We start from the raw sequence: 20,870 nt of genomic DNA on the forward strand, positions 1-20,870 counted from the left end.
CTCAGCCTTTTTTTAAGCGTTCACGCGATTAATAACTTCTTCTACTTGATTCATAACGGCTTTTTGAACCTCAGCTAACTGGTTAGCGCTCGCTTGCTCATCCTTGGTTACGACACCAAAATAAAACTTAACTTTTGGTTCTGTACCAGATGGACGTAAGCAGAACCATGAACCATCTTCTAGTACATATTTAAGTACGTTTGATTTTGGAAGCTCAATATCTTCTACTTTTCCACTTTCAACAAACTGACGAGTTCCTAGCGTATAGTCTTCAAGAACAGATACTTTAAGACCTGCAATCTCTTTTGGTGGCTCATTTCTAAACGTCGCAAGAATATGTTGAATTTGTTCAGATCCTTCTTTTCCTTTTAACGTTAATGACTTTAATCCTTCTTGATAGAAACCGTATGTTTCAAAAATTTGATGAAGTGCTTCGTAAAGCGTCATACCTTGCTTTTTGTAATACGCGCATACTTCAACTGCTAACACAGCAGCTTGCACCGCATCTTTATCACGTGCAAAGCTACCAATTAAATAACCATAGCTTTCTTCATAACCAAATTGGAATTCGTATTCCCCTGTTTGCTCGTATTGCTTGATTTTTTCTCCAATAAACTTGAACCCTGTTAACGTGTCGACAACATGTAAGCCAAACGAACGAGCAATCTCAGCTCCTATTTCTGATGTTACGATTGTTTTTAATACAACACCGTTTTCAGGAAGCACACCTTGTTCTTTTTTCTGAGAAAGCAAGTAGTGAAGTAAAATTGCTCCCGTTTGGTTTCCTGTCAGCAATGCATATTCACCGCTTGAATCCTTCACAGCAATTCCTAATCGATCGGCATCTGGATCTGTAGCAATCAATAAATCTGCATCGATTTCTTTTCCTTTGTTCACAGCATATTCAAACGCTGCTTTCTCTTCAGGATTCGGTGATTTTACTGTTGAGAAATTAGGATCTGGTAACTCTTGTTCTGCAATAACAGTTACGTTCGTATAACCGATTGTTTCTAACGCTTTTCGAACCGGTTTATTAGCCGTACCGTGAAGTGGTGTAAAGACCACTTTTAATTCTGGACCTATCTCTTGTGCTAAGCTAGGATTTAATAAGATGGTTTTGAGCTTCTCATTATACGCTTCATCTATGGAAGCACCAACCATTTCAATCAAACCAGCTGACTTCAACTCTCGCTCTTCTTTTACTGACAGCTCAAGTTCGTTTTCAACAGCATTTACGTATCCTACAAGCTCATCTGCTTCTTTTGGAGGCAGCTGACCACCATCTGGACCATATACTTTATAACCGTTGTACTCAGGGGGATTATGACTCGCTGTAATAACAATCCCACCAAAAGCACCTAATTGACGAACTGCAAAAGATAGCTCCGGCGTTGGGCGAAGCTCATCAAATACGTATGTTTTAATCCCTTCAGTTGCAAGCGTTTTAGCAGCTTCCATCGCAAATTCTGGCGATTTATGTCTTGAATCGTAAGCGATAACAACTCCTTGCGTTTTCGCTTCTTCACCTGCAGCAGCAATGTAGTCTGCAAATCCTTTTGATGCTTTACGAATTGTATACAGGTTCATACGGTTAGTACCTGGACCAATTTCGCCACGCATTCCACCTGTACCAAACTCTAAGTTTTTATAGAAACAATCTTCCAGCTGTTTCTCATCCGCTTTAATGTTTGCTAACGCTTCCTTTAACTCTTCATCTAAATGTACATTTTCAATCCAAGATGTGTATACTTGCTTCCAGTTCATGAAAAAAGCCTCCTCATCAATACCTTTATGTATGAAAAGAGAAAAACGACAAATGTCGCCTTTCCCTTTAAAATGACATGTCATACCTTGTCAATATTGTAACGCAATATGATAAAAATTCGATGAAAGAATCGAATTTCCTGCTATTACTTCTTACGCAATTGACAATTTTTGAAATACAGTACTATTGTATCATGAAATATCAGCGATTTGGCTACCTTTTTCATCAACTGGCACAACTGCATCATGTAAATGTTTGTTAAGCTCTTGGCTATACTCAGACGTTTGCTGAGGCGTCCAGCTTAGCTCTTGTGCCATGTATTTAATAACGGCTTCTTTCCACTCACGAACCCAAGCAATATCAAAGAATAACGCGCCTGTACGACGGATGAATAAATCGATTGGCTTTGTCACCATCTCTTCTTCTATTCCATACTGTACTTGTAAAAATACGCTTGTCGGTAAGTTACTTGCCTTCATTTTATCCTTGTAGTCTGTCATGTAGCGATATAATACATCAATGTTAGAACCATAACGCTTAACAAGCTTTGTAGCTGCTTCAGGTGACAACCCCAGCTCTACGCCAACTTTCACTTTTTCCTCGACAAATTTCGGGAAGTTTTTAGAACCACCCACATCTCCTCCAGAAATTGGTAAATATTTTGTTTGACTTGGCTTAAACGTAGCTCCTTCTGCTTTTAACTGCTCTGCAACTGTGTTTACCACAAGCTCTGCCATTTTGCGATACCCAGTTAACTTACCTCCAGCAATCGTAATTAGACCTGAATGTGATGTCCACACTTCATCTTTACGTGAAATCTCAGATGGATCTTTTCCTTCTTCATGAATTAATGGTCGCACACCAGCCCAGCTTGATTCAACGTCATCAACAGTAATGTTTACTGTTGGGAACATATAATTGATTGCTTCAATTACGTATTCACGATCTTTCACAGTCATTTGTGGATGTCTTGCATCTTCTTTATAAACTGTATCCGTTGTTCCAACGTACGTTTTACCATCACGCGGGATAGCAAACACCATACGCCCATCTGGTGTATCAAAGTAAATAGCTTGTTGCAGTGGAAAACGCTTTTGATCAATTACTAAGTGAATGCCTTTTGTTAACTGTAACTGCTTTCCTTTTTTTGAATTGTCTTTTTCACGTAGAGAATCAACCCAAGGACCAGCTGCGTTAACAATTTTTTTCGCATGAATTTTGTACGATTTTTTCGTGATTTGATCAACAACAACTGCGCCAATAACCGTTCCGTTGTCGTAAATAAATTCCTCTACTTTTGTGTAGTTCACTAAATCTGCACCGCGACTTGCTGCTTCTTTCGCTACTTCAATTGTTAGTCGTGCGTCATCTGTCTTGTATTCAACATAATAGCCGCCACCTTTTAAGTCCTGTGACTTTACAAGAGGCTCACGCTTTAATGTTTCTTCAGCACTGAACATTTTACGGCGCTCAGAGCGTTTAACACCTGCTAGATAATCATATACGCGTAGTCCTACAGATGTTGAGTACTTTCCGAACGTACCTCCTGTATGAAACGGTAGTAGCATCCACTCTGGTGTTGTTACGTGCGGACCATTCTCATACACAATTGCACGCTCTTTCCCAACTTCCGCAACCATTTTAACTTCAAACTGTTTTAAATAACGCAGACCACCGTGCACGAGCTTTGTCGAACGACTTGATGTTCCAGATGCAAAGTCTTGCATCTCAACTAATGCTGTTTTCATTCCGCGATTTGCTGCATCTAAAGCAATTCCTGATCCTGTAATACCTCCACCAATAACAAGTAAATCATATTTTTGAGTTGTCATTTCTTCTAATTTATTTACACGCGTTTTGCTTGAAAACATTTGTCATTCCCCTTTTCTTTTTTCATTTTTTTACAGTTATCTAAAAAAAGAGACCACAAATCGCATATGTATAACATATGGATTCGTGGTCTCTCCGATTCTCCAACCAAATTATTAACTTGTCTTTAGTATAGCATAACCATGATTCATTTTAAAGGTTTTTCCTCTATCTCAGTAGGAATTTTTCAATTTTAAAACGCAAAATAACAATATTTACATTTACTTTTATTTAAACGCCATTGCTGCGTTAACTGCTTTTTTCCAACCTGCATATAAGTCCTCACGACGGCTTTCTTCCATATCAGGTTCAAACGACTTTTCCATATTCCACTGCTGCGCAATCTCTTCGCGATCTTTCCAGTAGCCTACAGCCAGACCTGCAAGATAAGCTGCTCCTAACGCCGTTGTTTCATTAATTTCAGGACGCTCAACCGGAACGTTTAACAAGTCGCTTTGGAACTGCATTAAGAAGTTGTTTTTAACTGCTCCACCGTCTACACGAAGGGTTTTTAATGTAATGCCTGAATCAGCTTCCATTGCGCTTAGCACGTCTTTTGTTTGATATGCTAATGCTTCTAGCGTAGCTCGAATAAAATGCTCTTTTTTTGTACCTCGCGTTAAGCCAAACATGGCACCGCGAACATCACTATCCCAATACGGTGTGCCCAGACCTACAAAAGCAGGAACCATGTATACACCATCTGTTGAATCTACGCGATTAGCATATTTTTCTGTTTCTTTTGCATCCTTAAACATGCGCAGCCCATCGCGAAGCCACTGAATGGCAGAACCAGCTACAAAGATACTTCCTTCTAGTGCATACTCAACTTTTCCATCTACGCCCCAAGCTAGCGTTGTTAAAAGCCCATGATCAGACTTAACGGCTTTTTCACCCGTGTTCATTAACATGAAACACCCAGTTCCATACGTGTTCTTCGCCATTCCTTTTTCATAGCATGCTTGTCCAAATAAAGCTGCTTGCTGGTCCCCTGCTGCTCCTGCAATTGGAATGTGGTGACCAAAGAAATGGTAATCAACCGTATGCCCATACACTTCTGATGATGGCTTGACCTCAGGTAACATTGATTTTGGCACTGATAAGATATCCAATAGCTCATCATCCCATTGTAAATCGTAAATATTAAACATTAGTGTACGAGACGCATTCGAGTAATCGGTTACATGAGCTTTTCCTCCAGATAACTTCCAAATCAGCCATGTATCAATTGTACCGAACAAAAGCTCACCGTTTTCAGCTTTCTCGCGTGCACCTTCAACATTATCTAAAATCCATTTTACTTTTGTACCTGAGAAGTACGCATCAATTAACAAACCTGTTTTTGAACGAAACGTATCGTTGTATCCTTTTTCTTTCAGCTCTTCACAAATGCCTGCTGTTTGACGAGATTGCCATACAATTGCATTATAAACCGGCTTACCTGTTGCTTTTTCCCACACAACTGCTGTTTCACGCTGATTTGTAATTCCAATTGCTTCAATTTGTTTAGGCGTTACCCCTGATTCTGATAAGCAAGAAGCGATAACTGATAAAATAGAGCCCCAAATCTCGTTAGCATTATGCTCTACCCAACCTGGATTAGGAAAGTATTGAGTAAACTCTTTTTGAGCAACGTGAACAATTTCTCCTTTTTTATTAAATAACATTGCACGAGAGCTTGTTGTTCCCTGGTCCAATGATAAAATGTATTTTTCCATATTTTATTTCCCCTTTTCGTATCATTTCTTTTATTTTACTCTGGCTCTGATTAAAACGCATTCATTTATTTAATAGCGCTTTTCTTTACCATTCCTGGTGCATTTTTTTCTTTTGATAAACCATATATTCCTGCAAATACTATTACTACAATTGTTAATACAATCCATAATGCACTGCCTGTTTGGTTTTTAAATGCTGCAAGGTAAAATACTGCTCCTAACGATCCACCTATTACAGGTCCTAACACAGGTACCCAAGCGTAACCCCAGTTTGATGATCCTTTTCCCGCAATCGGTAAAATTGCATGTGCAATACGGGGACCTAAGTCACGTGCAGGGTTAATAGCATAACCAGTTGTACCACCGAGTGATAAACCAATACTTATAATAAGAAAACCTACAATTAATGGGTTTAATCCTTCTGTAAACTCGTTTGCTCCAATTGTTAATAAGCCAACCACTAGAATAAATGTGCCAATTGTTTCACTTAATAAGTTTGAAAATGGATTTGGGATAGCTGGCCCTGTTGCAAAAATACCTAATTTTGTTCCTTGGTCAGCTGTTTCTCTCCAATGCGGTAGATAGTGTAAATATGTTAATGTTGCTCCTAAAATTGCACCAATCATTTGTGCTAGTATATAAAGTGGTACTTCCTTCCACGAAAAATCTCCGACAATGGCTAATCCGATTGTTACAGCTGGATTTAAGTGAGCACCACTAATGTTACCAACTGCGTATACAGCCATTGCAACAGCTAGTCCCCAACCAAACGTAATAACAATCCAACCTGAATTTGCTGCATATGATTTTTTTAAATTAACGCCGGCACAAACTCCAGCACCTAATATAATTAAAATCATCGTGCCAATTACTTCACCTAAAAATGGACTCATATAAAAACCCTCCTTTGGTCTAATAAGAAACCGTTTACAACGATAAGAGAATAAAAAAATCCACCATACTTCCCTCTAAATTCATGTATATAAATTTAAAGAGCTATATCGTGGATCTCCTATTCTCCGTCACATGTATTAACTTGTTTACAAGTTTACTAGCCATTGAAAGCGTTGTCAATACATTTCCGACAAAAAATTCAAACTTCATAACTCTTTATTTAAATGTATTCCACAATTGTTTATTCGAAGTAGTGACTGCAGCTGCACCTGCAGCGATTGCATTCTTTACTTCTTCTTCCGTTCGAATAAGACCACCTGCGAGAACTGGTATCCCGGTTTCTTCCGCTACCTCTTTAAGAAGTGATGGAATAATCCCTGGTAGCAGCTCAATAAAATCTGGCTCGACCTTTTTAATGAGCTCATAGCTTTTCTTAAGGGCTGTACTATCTAGCAAAAAGACGCGCTGAATGGCATAAATACCTCGCTGTTTCGCTTTTAAGATCACGTTGGTACGAGTGGATATAATGCCAGCTGGCTTCAATTCTTGACATAGAAAGTCGACTGCATATTCATCTTGCTTTAGGCCATGTATTAAATCGAGATGAATAATCATTTTTTTTTGATGACGATGAACTTCTTTCATAATGCCTCGCAGTAATCCCACTTGGTTATCTAACAAAACGCCATACTCATATTCACTTGCTAAAAAACGTTCCAACTGCTTCATATCACGTACAGCAGGCAAAACGGATTGTCCATGAAAACTCATGTTTTCCCCTCACTCTGTTTATTTATTTCTTTATATTATGACAAAAGATGAGCAAAAAAAACACCATGCATTTGCATGGTGTAAAATAATTTACTTTTTATATTTAATATTATAGACGTCATGTCTACGATCTTTTAACTGACGAACTGTTCCTGACTGGCGCTGTCTGCGTAAAATCTCAAGATCAACGTCCCCAATCACAACCATCTCAATATTTGGATTACATTCCCCTACAATACCATCTCTTGCAAACTCAAAATCGGAAGGGGCAAAGATAGCTGATTGCGCGTATTGAATATCCATATTTTCCGTTTCTGGTAAATTCCCTACTGTTCCTGCAATTACGGTGTAGATTTGGTTTTCCACAGCGCGTGCCTGAGAACAATAGCGAACACGTAAGTAACCTTGACGGTCTTCCGTACAGAAAGGTGTAAAGATAATGTTAGCTCCTTTATCCGTTGCGATACGTGCCAGTTCAGGGAACTCAATATCGTAGCAAATTTGGATCGCGATTTTCCCGCAATCTGTATCAAATACTTCGACATCATTTCCTGGACTAATGCCCCACCATTTGCGTTCATTTGGCGTAATATGAACTTTATACTGTTTCTCAATTGTTCCATCTCTGCGGAATAAATACGCAATATTAAAGATATCACCGTCATCTTCTTCAACAAAGTGTGAACCGCCAATAATGTTTACGTTGTATTTTACAGCTAACCCTGTAAAAAGCTCAATATATTCTTCCGTGTACTCTGTAAGGCGCTGAATTGCTTTACTTGGAATTTGCTCATCTAAAAATGACATAAGCTGCGTTGTGAATATTTCTGGGAATACGCAAAAATCTGCTTTTGCATCATACGCAACGTCTGTATAGTACTCCACTTGAGTAGCAAATTCTTCAAACGAATTGATTTGCTTCATCATATACTGCACAACGCAAATACGCACTGGGAATGATGTTTTAAAATGACGCTTTGAACGTCGTACATAGTCTACGTTATTCCATTCCATGAGCGTTGCGTATTTATTAGAAGCTAAATCATCTGGCAGGTAGCCAGGATTGATGCGCATCAAAGTAAAACCGTTCATTAATTGAAACGATAAAACAGGGTCATAGATTTTATGATGAATTACCTGTTCTACATATTCACGAGGGGACATTTCTCCTGAATGCTTATGGTAGTTAGGAATGCGCCCCCCAATAATAATACTCTTTAAGTTCAGTTCACGTGCTAAATCTTGGCGCGCTTCATATAGTCGTCGTCCAATTTTCATGCCTCGATAATTTGGATGAACCATCACTTCAATCCCATATAGGTTATAGCCTTCTGGATTATGATTTGTAATATACCCTTCGTCTGTAATATCATCCCATGTATGCTGGTCATCATACTCATCAAAGTTGACGATCAAGCTTGAACATGAACCAATAATTTCACCGTCAAACTCTGCGCAAATTTGACCTTCTGGAAAAATTTCTAGGTGGCTTTCTAACTGTTCACGCTTCCACGGCTCCATCCCCGGGAATGATAGTTTTTGAAGTGCTAAAATTGCATCTATATCAGAGTGTTTAATGTTTCGGATAATCATTTTTTTCTCAAACTTTGACAAATCTATTGTTGACATATTTAACAACCCTCTTTCGCACATAACTGAGAATTTAGTTTCCCTTTTTTTCATTATATTAAACAAAATTAAAAATTCTAACTATTCAACATCCTAAAAAGGAACATCCAGCGGATGCTCCTATTTTAATGATAATATTCAGTTTGAGATGAGGTCTGTGAATAGGATACAAGTAAATTTTCTCGTTCAAATAGTTCAATAGATAAAGGAAAGATAAACCCGAATTTACTGAGTATTCTAACATTTTTACTGAATCGATCACGATCACTCTTTTCAATTGGACGATGTTGAATCGATTCAACTAAAGCAATAACCGTTTGTAAACTACTAATGACTTGCAATGCTTCATCAAGTAATCCATTATATAATGGGTTAGACTCATCATGATGACCAAGTAAATAATGATTATGAATATGCTGTAGCCGTTCATCTGATACATATTGAGGTAATAAATCGTATAGAAGTTGTTCCGTTAATTCTTCTATGTAATGTTCCATCTCAGCTGGAGCTGCACATGCAATTTTCAACGTTGCCCCTCCTTTTATAAAACAAGTTTATATACGTAGGATAACATAAATAAAAACAAAGAAGGTAAGGTAGTTATTTCCTCCTAAAAAAAGGAACTTCCGCACTTGTTGAAATCTACCATAATTCATGAAAGAAAAGGATGAGATAAGCGTGAATGTACAGAGTGAATGGGTAACAATTCCCATTACTAAGCAAGACAATCAGTTAACAATTGAAGAATATTTAAAAGAAAAGTGGCATCTTCCTAAAAAAACGCTGCATTTATTTCGAATGAATAAAAGCATCAAAATAAACGGGGAAACGCTATCGTGGAATTACGTGCTACAAGAAGGAGATAAAGCCGACCTTCATCTTTACAGTCCAGAAGAGCATACGATTAAGCCGTATCCTCTGCAGCTTGAGATTTTGTATGAAGACCCTCATGTGTTAATTATAAATAAACCGCAGGGCCTGGATACGCACCCTTCATCTCCTGAGGATACTAAGACGCTGTTAAATGCCGCTGCTTATTATTTTTCTAAGCAAGGTTTATATACAAAACCCCGACACGTTCATAGGCTTGACCGCGATACGTCAGGAGCTATTCTATTTACAAAACACAGTATTGCTAGTTCTGTATTCGACCAACTGCTTGCGCAGAGAAAAATTAAGCGATCATACGTTGCTCTTGCACATGGACTATTTGCTAGAAAACAAGGAACAATTTCAGAACCAATTGGGAAAGACCGTCATCACTCTACAAGGCGAAGAGTCTCAAAATCCGGGCAAGCTGCAGTTACTCATTTTCAAGTGTTGACACAAAATAAGTCAAAAAACGAAACGCTCGTCTCACTTATGCTTGAAAGTGGACGCACGCATCAAATTCGCGTGCATTTAAGTTTTATTGGCCATCCTTTAATCGGTGACACCTTGTATGGTGGACGCAAACAAAGTGGTCAACAGCAAGCTTTACATGCCTTTAAACTAGCCTTTTGGCACCCGTTTACAGATGAACATATTTGCATAACAGCAAAAACGAATCAAGCTCCGTTAATTCCCTACAACCAGTATTTTTAAAGATAAAACAGCTTTGTTCTACACGCTTAGTGTTGAACAAAGCTGTTTTTATTTGCCCTGAACAAAATTTCCTCTTAACATTTCGTTACTCTTTCTGTATAATACATTCTTAGAAAACATTTGTACTTCACAGGAGGACATCATGAAAAAAATTGGGCTTTTACCACGGATTATTCTAGCCATTTTTGCCGGTGTTGTAATCGGAAGCTTTATGCCGGGATGGTTTGTTCGTATATTCGCTACGTTTAATGAAATATTTGGAAACTTTTTAGAATTTGCAATTCCTCTCATTATTCTTGCATTCATTGCTCCAGGAATCGGAGAGATTGGAAAGGGAGCAGGAAAGTATCTCGGATTAACAACTGCTCTAGCCTATGGATCCACAGCAATAGCTGGATTATTGGCTTATCTTGTTGCCCATAATTTATATCCGGTTATGTTGAATAACTCCATTCAATCCTCTGCGTTTGAAAACCCTGAGAAAGCATTATTAAAACCTTTCTTAGAGCTTGAAATTCCGGCTCCAATGGAAGTGATGACAGCACTTGTTTTAGCTTTTACTCTGGGGCTAGGCATGGCCGCTATTAAAAATGATTCATTAAAAAAAGTAATGATTGATTTCCGTTCGGTTGTGGAACTACTCATCGGTAAAGTCATTATTCCTTTATTGCCCATTCACATTCTGGGGATTTTCGCTAACATGACACAAGGTGGGCAAGTGCAAACAATTGTGAGCGTTTTTGCAAAGGTATTTTTGATGATTTTAATTCTGCATTTTGCTATTTTACTTATTCAATACAGTGTATCTGGCACGTTGATTAAGAAAAACCCGCTTGCTTTATTAAAAAATATGATGCCAGCTTATTTTACAGCACTTGGTACGCAGTCATCCGCTTCAACAATTCCCGTTACAATGGAACGTGTGAAAAAGAACGGAGTAAGCGATAAAGTAGCTGATTTTTCAATTCCATTACTAGCAACGATTCACTTGTCAGGAAGCACTATTACCATTGTTTCATGTGCAATGGCGGTACTGTACATCAATGGTACAGAAGTGGCGTTTGGGACAGTCTTACCTTTCATTTTAATGTTAGGTGTTACAATGATTGCTGCACCGGGTGTACCAGGTGGTGGCGTTATGGCTTCTTTAGGTTTACTGCAAACAATGCTAGGTTTTGATGCGACGATGGCTTCTCTCATGATTGCACTATACATGGCTCAAGACAGCTTCGGAACAGCGTGTAACGTAACTGGAGACGGAGCGATTTCACAATTAGTTGATCGCTTTACTTCTAAGAAACCCAAAGCTGAATCCATTCAAAAAGCTAGCTGAATTTGACACTAAAAAGCACAGCCTGTGAGGCTGTGCTTTTTAGCTGTTTATTCTGCTTTTGCGCTCTCTTCAATTTTAAATTGATGAATCATTTTCATTAGCCCTTCACTTAGCTCTTGAAGATGTTCAGCCGATTCAGACACAGTGGAAATAGCTCGAATTTGCTCTTCAGTTGATGCAGTAATTTCTTCTGTTCCTGCAGCTGACTGTTGCGCTATGGCAGCAATACTTTGAATCGATGCTACCACACCATCTTTATGGGTATCAATTTCTTGCATATTATTCATTACATCTTGAATGGATGTAACGACCTGTTCAATATTTTGAGCGATATCATGGAACGATTGCTCTGTATCCGTTACAGCTCCTTCTTGCGCTACTGAAAGCTCTTTTGTGTGATCAAATTCTTGACGAGCCACGGCAACTTCTTTTTGAATACTAGCAATTGTTTGACGAACCTTCTCTGTTGCAGTAGATGACTGTTCAGCCAATTTACGTACTTCTTCCGCCACTACAGCAAACCCTTTTCCATGTTCCCCTGCTCTAGCAGCTTCAATGCTCGCATTTAACGCAAGTAAATTTGTTTGATCTGAAATATCATTAATCGTATGAATAACATATTCAATTTCTTGCATTTTATCCGTCAGTTCATTGATAACAACTTGAACTGATTCAATCGTTTTAGCAGATTGATTCGTTTGTTCACGCAGTGACTGTACTTGATGTAAGCCATGCGTATTTGCTTGAATGGCTTCATTAGTTAGCGTATTAATCTTCGTATTTTTGTCAATTACCTGCTCAATTTGAGCTGATAAACTCATCGTTTTATGGTTGGTTGAATCAGCATCAGAAGCCTGCTGCGTCGCTCCGCTTGCAATTTCATGAATCGCTCTTCCTATCTCTTCACTAGATGCCGTCGCTTCTTCTGATACTGCACTTAAATTTTCCACAGAAACCTTGACTGTTTCCACAGATTCTTGAACGGCTGCAATCAATTGGCGATTGCGCCCTACCATCACGTTGAACAAATTGGTCAGTTGACCAATTTCATCTTTAGATTTGGTTTCAATATGAACCGTTAAATCTCCCTCTGCTACTTTCGCAACTTCTTCTTTTAATCGAACGATTGGCTTTGTCATGCTTTTTGAAATAAAGAAGATTAGTAGGATTGATAATAAGACCCCAACAGCTGCGATAATCATAATGATGTTCAGAATTTGCTTGGCACTGCTGAGCATCTCATCATAAATAAAGGCGTTTCCTATTTTCCATCCCGTGTCTTCGATTGTATCAAAAGCTAAAACACGCTCTTCTCCTTTAAACTCATAGCGAATGAAGTCTTTATCCTTTGCATAAACAGCATCCATAAACTCTTCTTGTCTCAAGTTGTTTCCTGTTTCTGTAGGATGAGCCAATGCGACACCTTGTCGGTCAAATAAAAAGCCGTATCCACCATAATTCACTTCAGCTTCTGTAATCATGCTGTTTAATGCGTTCAGCTCTAAGTCCATTGCTATAACACCCAAGCGTTGATTTGTTTTGGGATCATCAATGGTTTTAGCAATAGTCACGACAGTTTTGCCAGTAGATGCATCTTCATAAGGCTCTGTATAAATAACTTCTCCAGGACTTTCAACGGCTTGTTTATACCAAGGTCTAGCAGTTGGGTCATAGTCTGCATCATATTCTAGCGTCGGAACCGTGTACATTCCTTTATTTTCTGTTCCAATATACTGAAGCGCCATATTTGGATATTTTTCACTGACTTGCTGAAATTCCTTTTGAACCGTTTGCCAGCTAAAGTAGCTGTCTTTTTGTGGCTCTTTTTCTTCTTTTAGAAAATTAACCAGTACGTCGTTTTCACTATACTCAGCTACTTTACGACTATACATTTTCAAATAATTACCGATATTTGTTTTGAGCTCTCCCACGAGCGTTTGTGATTGTACCTGCACATCGTGTTCAATTTGCTTTTTCGTAAATTGATAAACAATTCCTGAAACCAGCAATAATAAGATGATGATAATCGATGTGAAGAATAAAATCATTTTGGTGCTTAATTTTTTCATGCTCTCACCCTTCTACATTACATTCATTAATTCACTGTCCTCTTTTATAACGGATACTTGTCTGAAAATGTGAAGAGTTTTAAAATACTTTTTTCTAACAATCAATTTTTCTCAAAAGAAAAAAGAGTGCTTTCCCTAAAGAAAAACACTCTTTTCACGTTAACTTTCTTGATACATCCGGCTCAATATGTACCAGCGTATCTTTAATTTGATACTCGTCGCTCATCATATGTTCTATCTTATCAGCAATTTGATGACTATTAATGACATCTAGATAAGGATCGACCTTCACCGTTACATCTAAAACAACGTGATTCCCTAGCATTCTTGCTTTAACATCGTGAACTTCATTAACTCCGTGAACTTCAGAAATAACTTCTTTATAATGCAACAACTGCTCTTGATCAAACCCGTCTGTAAGGGAATGTGTCACTTCTTTAAAGATTTCTACAGCCGTCTTACAAATGATGAGTCCAACAATGATAGCTGCTACCAAGTCAATCCACGGTAATCCAAACTGAGAGCCGACAATTCCAATAACAGCGCCAATGCTGACTAATGCATCTGATAAATTATCTTTTGCTACGGCTCGAAGCGACTGACTGTTTAGCTTATTAGCAAGCATAATGTTATAACGATAGACAAAGAACATAATAACTGCGGCTGCCAGCCCTACCCATGCAGCTAACAGATTAGGAGCTTCCACTTCTTTTAGAAAGATAGATTGTCCTGCATCAGCAAGAACTTGTAAACCAATAACCATCATAATAAATGACGCGATTAAAGAAGCGATATGCTCTGCACGCGAATGTCCATATGGATGATCATGATCTCGAGGCTTTTGAGAGATTTTCAATCCAACTAATACAGCGATTGAAGCAACAATATCCGTTACGTTATTTAAACCATCCGCTTTTAAAGCGAATGAACTAGTAATGAATGCAATGACTAACTTACAAATTGATAATGTAATATATGAGACAATGCTAACCCATGCACCTTTTTGAGCTTGTTCATAATAATTTTCCACACTGTTCGCAACCTTTCTCAACAAAATGAGCAAAACTAGTGTACCAAACGAGTTTCGTGTGGGTCTATAGAAACATTGTTGACTCTTAACACGTAAATAGATCCTATTAAACTATTTAGTTTTGTGGAAAAGAAGTTGTATTTGTACAACTTGAAAAGAGGCTAGGCCATAACTAAATGATTCTTTCTCAAATACGAATCATGACGTCTCTACAATAGTTAGATTGTAAGAACAAATTCGTTCCATCATGCTACAGACAATCCTTCTATTCTAATAGTTTTTTAACTTATTTTCGAAACCAACAAAAATATCCGAACTACCAAAAGGATTTACCTCTCAACAGTTTGGATATCTCATCAACTGAAATAATTATGTCCCAGCCTTTCTCATTTACTTATATCCTGCTACTCATTTCCAAATCATCCGTCATAATAACCTCTACACCTTCATTGATAAGCTGAAGAAACAAATGCTTGTCGTTAACCGTATATACGCGAAGCTCTAGTCCAGACGCTTGTGCTCTTTTTCCTTCTGCTGAAAATGCATACTGAGGCTCACAGTGAAGGCCACTTGCCTGAATAGTCAAAGCTTTTTCAACCGCTTTGTTATCGATTCCTTCAAATAGAAATCCTAGTGAAATATGTGGATGTATAGACCTAACTTTCACCAAGCTTTTGTAGTTAAAAGATGAGATAATGACTTGGTTCACAAGCTCATACTCTTCTATAAGCTCTAGCACCTTTTCTTCCAGAGCTTCATACGCTATCACATCATTTTTTAACTCAATATTAAGGGTTAACTGACTCTTTGTACTAACTATCCATTCAAACACATCTCGAAGCGTAGGAATAGCCTCCTGGTGAAACGCCTTATGAAACCAAGTTCCGGCATCAAATAAAATAATTTGCTTTAAGAAAAAGTCTTGAACATAGCCGATACCATTAGTAGTTCGATTTATTTCTTCATCATGAATAACAACGACTTCTCCATCTTTTGTGAGCTGTACGTCTAATTCAATACCACTTACGTTTCTCTGCCTAGCTTCTTCAAATGCTCGCATCGTATTCTCTGGAAATTGGCTGCTAAACCCTCTATGAGCATACACCTTTGTTTTTTTGATCATACCGATTCCCCTTATTATGTAGAATAAAAGCCCGCTTGATTTTTCATAAACGGGCCTTATACCATTTCTTATTTTTGATTCGCTGCTTCAAGAGAACGATTGGTCTCTTCTGCTGCTCGATCTAAAGCTTCTTGTGGTTTAACACCCTGATATAAACTTTCCATCCCCGATACAATTTTCTGACGAGATTCTGGGAAAACAGAAATCAGCGCACCTTGTGTTGCTGGAGACGGCTTTGTCTGGCTCAATTGGTCAACCGTTACTTTTAATTGAGGATATTTCTCCCATTCCTTTTTTACAATATCTTGCTCGTATGCTTTTGGATTAATAGCAAAATACCCTGTTTCTACATGCCATTTCGCCTGAGCTTCAGGTGTTGCAAGATATTTCATAAAATCCCATGTTGCCTTTTGCGTTTCTTCACTGATTCCATTCGACATCCATAAAGAAGCTCCCCCAATAATAACACCTTGGCGATCTTCTTCTTTTGGAACTGGTAAATAGGCTACCCCCACTTCGAACGGCGCATTATCAATCAACGTTTTGACACCTGCTGATGAATCTAAGAACATCGCAACTTTCTTCGATTGGAACGCGGCTCGAATGTCATCCCAATTCTGACCTACATTATAAAAAGTACCGTCGTTATACATATCTGAAATCAGATTAAAAGCGTTTAACCCTTCTTTTCCATTAAATACTGCTTTCTCAGCGTTACCGTTGCGTCCGTTTTCATTATCAACATACAAACCGCCTTGTGCAGCTACTAGCTCTTCAAAAAACCAACCATAATTTAAAATAGAGAACCCGTACTGCGTTGTTTGATTTCCTTTTTTCTTTGTTAATTTTTCTGCTGCTTTTTGTAGCTCATCATAAGTCATTGGTGCTTTTTCAGGATCTAACCCAGCTTCTTTAAATGCATCTTTGTTATAAACAAGAACAGGCGTTGACGAATTAAAAGGCATTGAATACTGTTCACCATCTACTTGATAGTAGCTTGAAATATTTTGTTCCCACTGAGAGGTATCATAGTTTTCTTCATCAATAAACTTCTGAACAGGCTGAATTTTCCCGCTATCAATCATATATTTTGTTCCTACTTCAAATGTTTGCATAACAGCAGGCGCATCTTTTGTGCCTGCTACCGTGTTGAATTTTGTTAATGCCTCTTCATACGTTCCTTGAAACATTGGTTTTACTTCTACTTCATCCTGTGATTTATTGTAATCGTCTACCATCGTATTTAAAACTTTTTCTAAGTCACCACTCATCGCATGCCAAAAGACAACTTCTGTTTTACCATCCTCTGTTTTCTTTGTTTCTTGTACTTCAGAACCACTACTCGAGTTTGAACACGCTGCAACAAGCATTAACATACAAGCACTAAGTATTGCTAACCATTTTTTCATCACTGTCACTCCCTTATTTAATTGCACCTTGTGTAAGACCTTTTTGAAGTCGTTTTTGACCTAAGAATAGAAGCAATAATGTCGGTAAAATCACCACAACAACCGCTGCCATCACCACCCCCCAATCAGTTGAAATCTCTTGTGTTTGCATTTGCTTTAAACCAATTTGTACTGTTCGTGCCTCTTCAGTGTTGGTAACAAGAAGTGGCCACAAGTACATGTTCCAAGTCGTTAAAAAGCTATAGACTCCTAATGTAACTAAGCTCGTCTTTGAAACTGGTAGTACGACCTTCCAAAAAAATCGAAATCGACTAATTCCAGCAACTTGAGAAGCTTCATACAGTTCATGAGGGATTGTCTTAAACTGTTGTCGTAATAAAAACGTTCCAAACGCTAAAGCAAAAAACGGAATCGTTAAGCTAAGATGGCTATTTAACCAACCAAGCTTTTGAACAGTTAAAAAATTTGGAACCATCGTCGCTTCCCACGGTATCATCATCGTGGAGATAAAGAGAAAAAATAATGCTTCTCTCCCTTTAAATGAGATAAACACAAAAGCAAAAGCAGCAAGACTGGAAACAATAATCTGACCAAACATAACTGAAATGGATACGATAAAACTGTTAACTAAATAGTTTAAAAGCGGAACTCGCTCAAAGGCCGCTCTGTAATTATCGAACGTAAAGGAAGTTGGTAAAATCTTTCCTTCTAGTACTTGTGCCCCGGTCATAAAGCTGATGGAAAAAGCGTATAGAATGGGAAATACGATAATGAAAGTCGATATAATTAGCAACGTATACGTGATAAACTTTCTGATTTTGCTCATTGATAGTGAACCTTCCTTTCGCCTAGTTTAAATTGAAGGACGGTTAAAAGCAGAATGCAAAAGAATAAGATAACAGCCTGTGCACTTGCAGATCCAACATTATAATTGATAAAGGCATCTTTATAGATAGAGTACACGATTACGTTTGTTGAATCTGTCGGACCTCCTTTGGTTAAAATGTCGATTTGCCCAAAGGTTTGAAACGCGTTAATAAACGAAACGGTAATGATAAAAAAGAGTGTTGGAGATAGCATTGGAATTGTGATTTTCCTTAGTTGATACCAATAACTTACCCCTGCAATTTGTGCGTTTTCATATAGCTTTTCATCGATATTTTGCAACCCACCAAGCAAAATTAAAAATGTAAAACCAACGTTCATCCAAATGGTTGAAATCGAAACTGCAATAAGCGAAAACTTTGGATCAAGCAGCCATTGAACTCCTTGAACCCCTACCGTATTGAGGACTTTATTTATAATGCCAATGGCCGGATTGTACATAAACATCCAAATAACAGATGATGCCGCTACGCTCATACCCATTGTCGATGAAAACATCGTGCGAAAAAAGCCAATTCCTTTTAACTTTTCATTGGCGATTAAAGCTAAAAATAAAGCGATAATAATCCCAATGGGGACCGTGTATAAAACAAATAAAAAGGTAGCTTTCATACTTTGTAAGAAATTAGGGTTCGATAGTAAATTCACAAAGTTATCCACCCCTATAAACCTTATGGGAACACCTTGACTATCTGTTATAAATAGGCTTAAATACAGCGTGCGAAGCATAGGATAGAAAAGAAACACGCCAAATAAAAGGATAGACGGCAATAAGTAAATTAAGCCTTCTAACAACGATGAACGTTCTCGAGAAGCAGGCTTTTGTTGTATCACCTCAGCATTTGATAGCTTTGGTATAGCACTCATGCTAACTCCTCCTCAACCGTATGTGACGTAATATGCTTTGTATCTTGATGCACGCATTCACCGGTTTCAGAGTGAAATAAAAAGATATCTTTCGGATCAATATAAATCGGAATCTCATCACCGACAGCAATGTTCCATTGACCATTCCATCTTGCAACCCATTGTTCAGTTGAACCAACTGTAAAAGTAATTAGTGTTTCCGTTCCTAAGATTTCTACGTTTACAACCTTTACTAACAGACTTGGCTCTTCCCCTTTTGCCAGCTTCACTTTTTCTGGTCTTACCCCAACGATTAAATCTTTGTATTCCGTCATCAATTCAATAGACATGGGGTATGAAAGTGACTGGCCCTGTTCAAAGACCAGCTGATGTGAATGCACCTGTACCGTTGCTAGATTCATAGGAGGCCCTCCAATAAATGAAGCAACGAACGTATTGTTAGGTGAATTATAAATATCTAAAGGCTTTCCTACCTGTTGGATATGTCCACCGTTTAAAATCATCATGCGGTCTGCCATTGTCATAGCTTCTGTTTGATCATGTGTTACATAAATCATTGTGATACCTAGCTTGCGCTGAAGCTGCCGAATTTCGGACCTCATTTTGGCACGAAGCTTTGCATCTAGATTTGATAATGGTTCATCCATTAAACATATGGGTGCCTGCGTAACAATTGCTCGTGCTAGCGCAACACGCTGACGCTGTCCACCAGAAAGCTGTTTTGGTTTACGGTTCAAAAGTTGGTCAAGCCCCAAAAGCTCAGCAGCTTCTTGACAGCGCTTTCTTTGCTCTATTTTAGATATCTTCTTTGTATGCAATCCAAAGGTGATGTTTTGTTCTACGGTTAAATGCGGATATAACGCATAATTTTGAAATACCATTGATAAGTTGCGCTGACTTGGTAACAAGCCATTTGCTTTTTCTTCTCCAATAAACAAATTTCCTTCTGTAATTTCTTCAAGTCCAGCAATCATGCGGAGCATCGTGCTTTTTCCACATCCAGATGGTCCAACCAAGACGAAAAATTCTCCTGCTTCAATGGTGACGTTGATATCGCTAATGACATTTGTTTTTTGATCATATGATTTTTTAAAATTTTGCAGTTGTACTCTCTTCATATCATCACTCCCTTTTTTACTTTACGGACCTAGACAATTATTCATGACTATTTTGTGTCTTCCATAACCAATTTCTACCTGTCGATACTGCTATTGCTCCACTTTGTAATGCTTGATCGATATGTCGTTGATTTTGAATGAGCCCTCCTGTAATGAGTGGACACGAGGTTTTTATTTTTAACTTTTCAATCATTTCGGGTATTAAAGCTGGCATAATTTCAAGAGCATCTGGCTGGATTTCTTCAACCACTTTCAGCCCGTTTGCTACCGCGTCGGTATCCACTAAAAACAAACGCTGAATAGCAATCAAACCTTCTTTTTTCGCAAGCTGGATTAGAGAACTCTTTGTTGTCACAATTCCGGTAGGCTTTACGAACTTTGCAATAAATTTGAGACCCTCTTTGTCATAACTAATTCCCTTTATCTTCTCCAAATGTAAAAACACAAAGCGGTCATGTTCCTTTAATAGCTCTACATACCTTTTAATGACGCTAATGTTACCTGTAAGAAGAAAAGCCGCTTTCACTTCTGATTCTAAAAAGAGCTCTAGACTTTTCGGCGTTTTAACGGATGCAATCATTCGATCTCTATTTAAATAAAATTCGAATTCATTTATTCTATCCATGCGTACAATCACCTCAGATAAAGTAAATAAAAAAGCCATAAAAAAACGGATAGATCTTTCATTCTATTGTTTTTTCATGGCTTCTCTTATTCATAACCGGTTATCTATTCACTTGTCTTTCACAGTTATTATGTTAGCTTGTCTATATAAAGCCACTGTGAAGAAAGTGTATAGTTTTGTA

At 38.1% G+C, this 20,870-nt stretch carries 17 protein-coding genes; 2 read left to right on the forward strand and 15 right to left on the reverse strand.

Features of this window, described 5'->3' with window-relative positions:
- Positions 1-12: 12 nt before the first annotated feature.
- The 7 genes from BFL01S_RS01550 to BFL01S_RS01580 all read right to left on the reverse strand — a co-directional run bounded on the left by BFL01S_RS01550 (position 13) and on the right by BFL01S_RS01580 (position 9,173).
- Positions 13-1,764: a phospho-sugar mutase gene (locus BFL01S_RS01550; RefSeq protein WP_061784701.1), complete on the reverse strand. Its 1,752-nt coding sequence runs from the start codon at positions 1,762-1,764 to the stop codon at positions 13-15.
- A gap of 192 nt (positions 1,765-1,956) precedes the next feature.
- Positions 1,957-3,636 carry a glycerol-3-phosphate dehydrogenase/oxidase gene (locus BFL01S_RS01555; protein ID WP_061784702.1) on the reverse strand — a complete coding sequence of 560 codons (1,680 nt, stop codon included), beginning with the start codon at positions 3,634-3,636 and terminating at the stop codon, positions 1,957-1,959.
- A 225-nt stretch (positions 3,637-3,861) separates the two neighbouring features.
- Positions 3,862-5,352 (reverse strand): glycerol kinase GlpK, encoded by a 1,491-nt coding sequence (gene glpK / locus BFL01S_RS01560; RefSeq protein WP_025907829.1) that lies wholly within the window; start codon positions 5,350-5,352, stop codon positions 3,862-3,864.
- 65 nt (positions 5,353-5,417) lie between these two features.
- A complete protein-coding gene (locus tag BFL01S_RS01565) occupies positions 5,418-6,245 on the reverse strand; it encodes an MIP/aquaporin family protein (protein ID WP_025907830.1) in 828 nt (275 codons plus the stop codon).
- Positions 6,246-6,462: 217 nt separating this feature from the next.
- Complete coding sequence (locus BFL01S_RS01570; RefSeq protein WP_025907831.1) at positions 6,463-7,017, reverse strand: glycerol-3-phosphate responsive antiterminator; 555 nt, start codon at positions 7,015-7,017, stop codon at positions 6,463-6,465.
- Between the two features lie 90 nt (positions 7,018-7,107).
- Complete coding sequence (locus BFL01S_RS01575; RefSeq protein ID WP_025907832.1) at positions 7,108-8,646, reverse strand: bifunctional GNAT family N-acetyltransferase/carbon-nitrogen hydrolase family protein; 1,539 nt, start codon at positions 8,644-8,646, stop codon at positions 7,108-7,110.
- Between the two features lie 125 nt (positions 8,647-8,771).
- On the reverse strand, positions 8,772-9,173 hold the full coding sequence (locus tag BFL01S_RS01580) for a DUF5365 family protein (protein ID WP_025908490.1): 402 nt from the start codon (positions 9,171-9,173) through the stop codon (positions 8,772-8,774).
- 151 nt (positions 9,174-9,324) lie between these two features.
- On the opposite strand from BFL01S_RS01580, the gene BFL01S_RS01585 reads away from it, so the two are divergent.
- A complete protein-coding gene (locus BFL01S_RS01585) occupies positions 9,325-10,230 on the forward strand; it encodes an RluA family pseudouridine synthase (protein WP_035320212.1) in 906 nt (301 codons plus the stop codon).
- 142 nt (positions 10,231-10,372) lie between these two features.
- A complete protein-coding gene (locus BFL01S_RS01590; protein WP_061784703.1) occupies positions 10,373-11,563 on the forward strand; it encodes a dicarboxylate/amino acid:cation symporter in 1,191 nt (396 codons plus the stop codon).
- 47 nt (positions 11,564-11,610) lie between these two features.
- Here the strand turns inward: BFL01S_RS01590 and BFL01S_RS01595 are convergent, their stop codons facing one another.
- From BFL01S_RS01595 to BFL01S_RS01630, 8 genes are all read right to left on the reverse strand, one after another.
- On the reverse strand, positions 11,611-13,632 hold the full coding sequence (locus BFL01S_RS01595) for a methyl-accepting chemotaxis protein (protein ID WP_061784704.1): 2,022 nt from the start codon (positions 13,630-13,632) through the stop codon (positions 11,611-11,613).
- Between the two features lie 154 nt (positions 13,633-13,786).
- Positions 13,787-14,662, reverse strand: coding sequence for a cation diffusion facilitator family transporter (locus tag BFL01S_RS01600; protein WP_025908484.1), 876 nt, complete (start codon positions 14,660-14,662; stop codon positions 13,787-13,789).
- A gap of 394 nt (positions 14,663-15,056) precedes the next feature.
- Positions 15,057-15,785 (reverse strand): glycerophosphodiester phosphodiesterase, encoded by a 729-nt coding sequence (locus BFL01S_RS01605; RefSeq protein WP_061784705.1) that lies wholly within the window; start codon positions 15,783-15,785, stop codon positions 15,057-15,059.
- Between the two features lie 68 nt (positions 15,786-15,853).
- Entirely contained in the window at positions 15,854-17,194 is a 1,341-nt protein-coding gene (locus BFL01S_RS01610; protein ID WP_061784706.1) for an ABC transporter substrate-binding protein, read from the reverse strand.
- Between the two features lie 13 nt (positions 17,195-17,207).
- Entirely contained in the window at positions 17,208-18,020 is an 813-nt protein-coding gene (locus BFL01S_RS01615; RefSeq protein WP_061784707.1) for a carbohydrate ABC transporter permease, read from the reverse strand.
- Positions 18,017-18,946 (reverse strand): carbohydrate ABC transporter permease, encoded by a 930-nt coding sequence (locus tag BFL01S_RS01620; protein WP_025908480.1) that lies wholly within the window; start codon positions 18,944-18,946, stop codon positions 18,017-18,019. Before BFL01S_RS01620 ends, BFL01S_RS01615 begins: the two co-directional genes overlap by 4 nt.
- A complete protein-coding gene (locus tag BFL01S_RS01625) occupies positions 18,943-20,064 on the reverse strand; it encodes an ABC transporter ATP-binding protein (protein ID WP_025908479.1) in 1,122 nt (373 codons plus the stop codon). The genes BFL01S_RS01620 and BFL01S_RS01625 overlap by 4 nt, the downstream gene beginning before the upstream one ends.
- A gap of 37 nt (positions 20,065-20,101) precedes the next feature.
- Positions 20,102-20,689 (reverse strand): glycerol-3-phosphate responsive antiterminator, encoded by a 588-nt coding sequence (locus BFL01S_RS01630; protein ID WP_061784708.1) that lies wholly within the window; start codon positions 20,687-20,689, stop codon positions 20,102-20,104.
- Positions 20,690-20,870: the final 181 nt, after the last annotated feature.

It is taken from the genome of Priestia flexa NBRC 15715 (assembly GCF_001591565.1).
Classification (GTDB): domain Bacteria; phylum Bacillota; class Bacilli; order Bacillales; family Bacillaceae_H; genus Priestia; species Priestia flexa.

Coding starts and splice junctions, on each gene's coding strand:
- BFL01S_RS01550 (WP_061784701.1), bottom strand. CDS start 1,764: ATGAACTGGAAGCAAGTATACACATCTTGGATTGAAAATGTACATTTA.
- BFL01S_RS01555 (WP_061784702.1), bottom strand. CDS start 3,636: ATGTTTTCAAGCAAAACGCGTGTAAATAAATTAGAAGAAATGACAACT.
- glpK (WP_025907829.1), bottom strand. CDS start 5,352: ATGGAAAAATACATTTTATCATTGGACCAGGGAACAACAAGCTCTCGT.
- BFL01S_RS01565 (WP_025907830.1), bottom strand. CDS start 6,245: ATGAGTCCATTTTTAGGTGAAGTAATTGGCACGATGATTTTAATTATA.
- BFL01S_RS01570 (WP_025907831.1), bottom strand. CDS start 7,017: ATGAGTTTTCATGGACAATCCGTTTTGCCTGCTGTACGTGATATGAAG.
- BFL01S_RS01575 (WP_025907832.1), bottom strand. CDS start 8,646: ATGTCAACAATAGATTTGTCAAAGTTTGAGAAAAAAATGATTATCCGA.
- BFL01S_RS01590 (WP_061784703.1), top strand. CDS start 10,373: ATGAAAAAAATTGGGCTTTTACCACGGATTATTCTAGCCATTTTTGCC.
- BFL01S_RS01595 (WP_061784704.1), bottom strand. CDS start 13,632: ATGAAAAAATTAAGCACCAAAATGATTTTATTCTTCACATCGATTATC.
- BFL01S_RS01605 (WP_061784705.1), bottom strand. CDS start 15,785: ATGATCAAAAAAACAAAGGTGTATGCTCATAGAGGGTTTAGCAGCCAA.
- BFL01S_RS01610 (WP_061784706.1), bottom strand. CDS start 17,194: ATGAAAAAATGGTTAGCAATACTTAGTGCTTGTATGTTAATGCTTGTT.
- BFL01S_RS01615 (WP_061784707.1), bottom strand. CDS start 18,020: ATGAGCAAAATCAGAAAGTTTATCACGTATACGTTGCTAATTATATCG.
- BFL01S_RS01620 (WP_025908480.1), bottom strand. CDS start 18,946: ATGAGTGCTATACCAAAGCTATCAAATGCTGAGGTGATACAACAAAAG.
- BFL01S_RS01625 (WP_025908479.1), bottom strand. CDS start 20,064: ATGAAGAGAGTACAACTGCAAAATTTTAAAAAATCATATGATCAAAAA.
- BFL01S_RS01630 (WP_061784708.1), bottom strand. CDS start 20,689: ATGGATAGAATAAATGAATTCGAATTTTATTTAAATAGAGATCGAATG.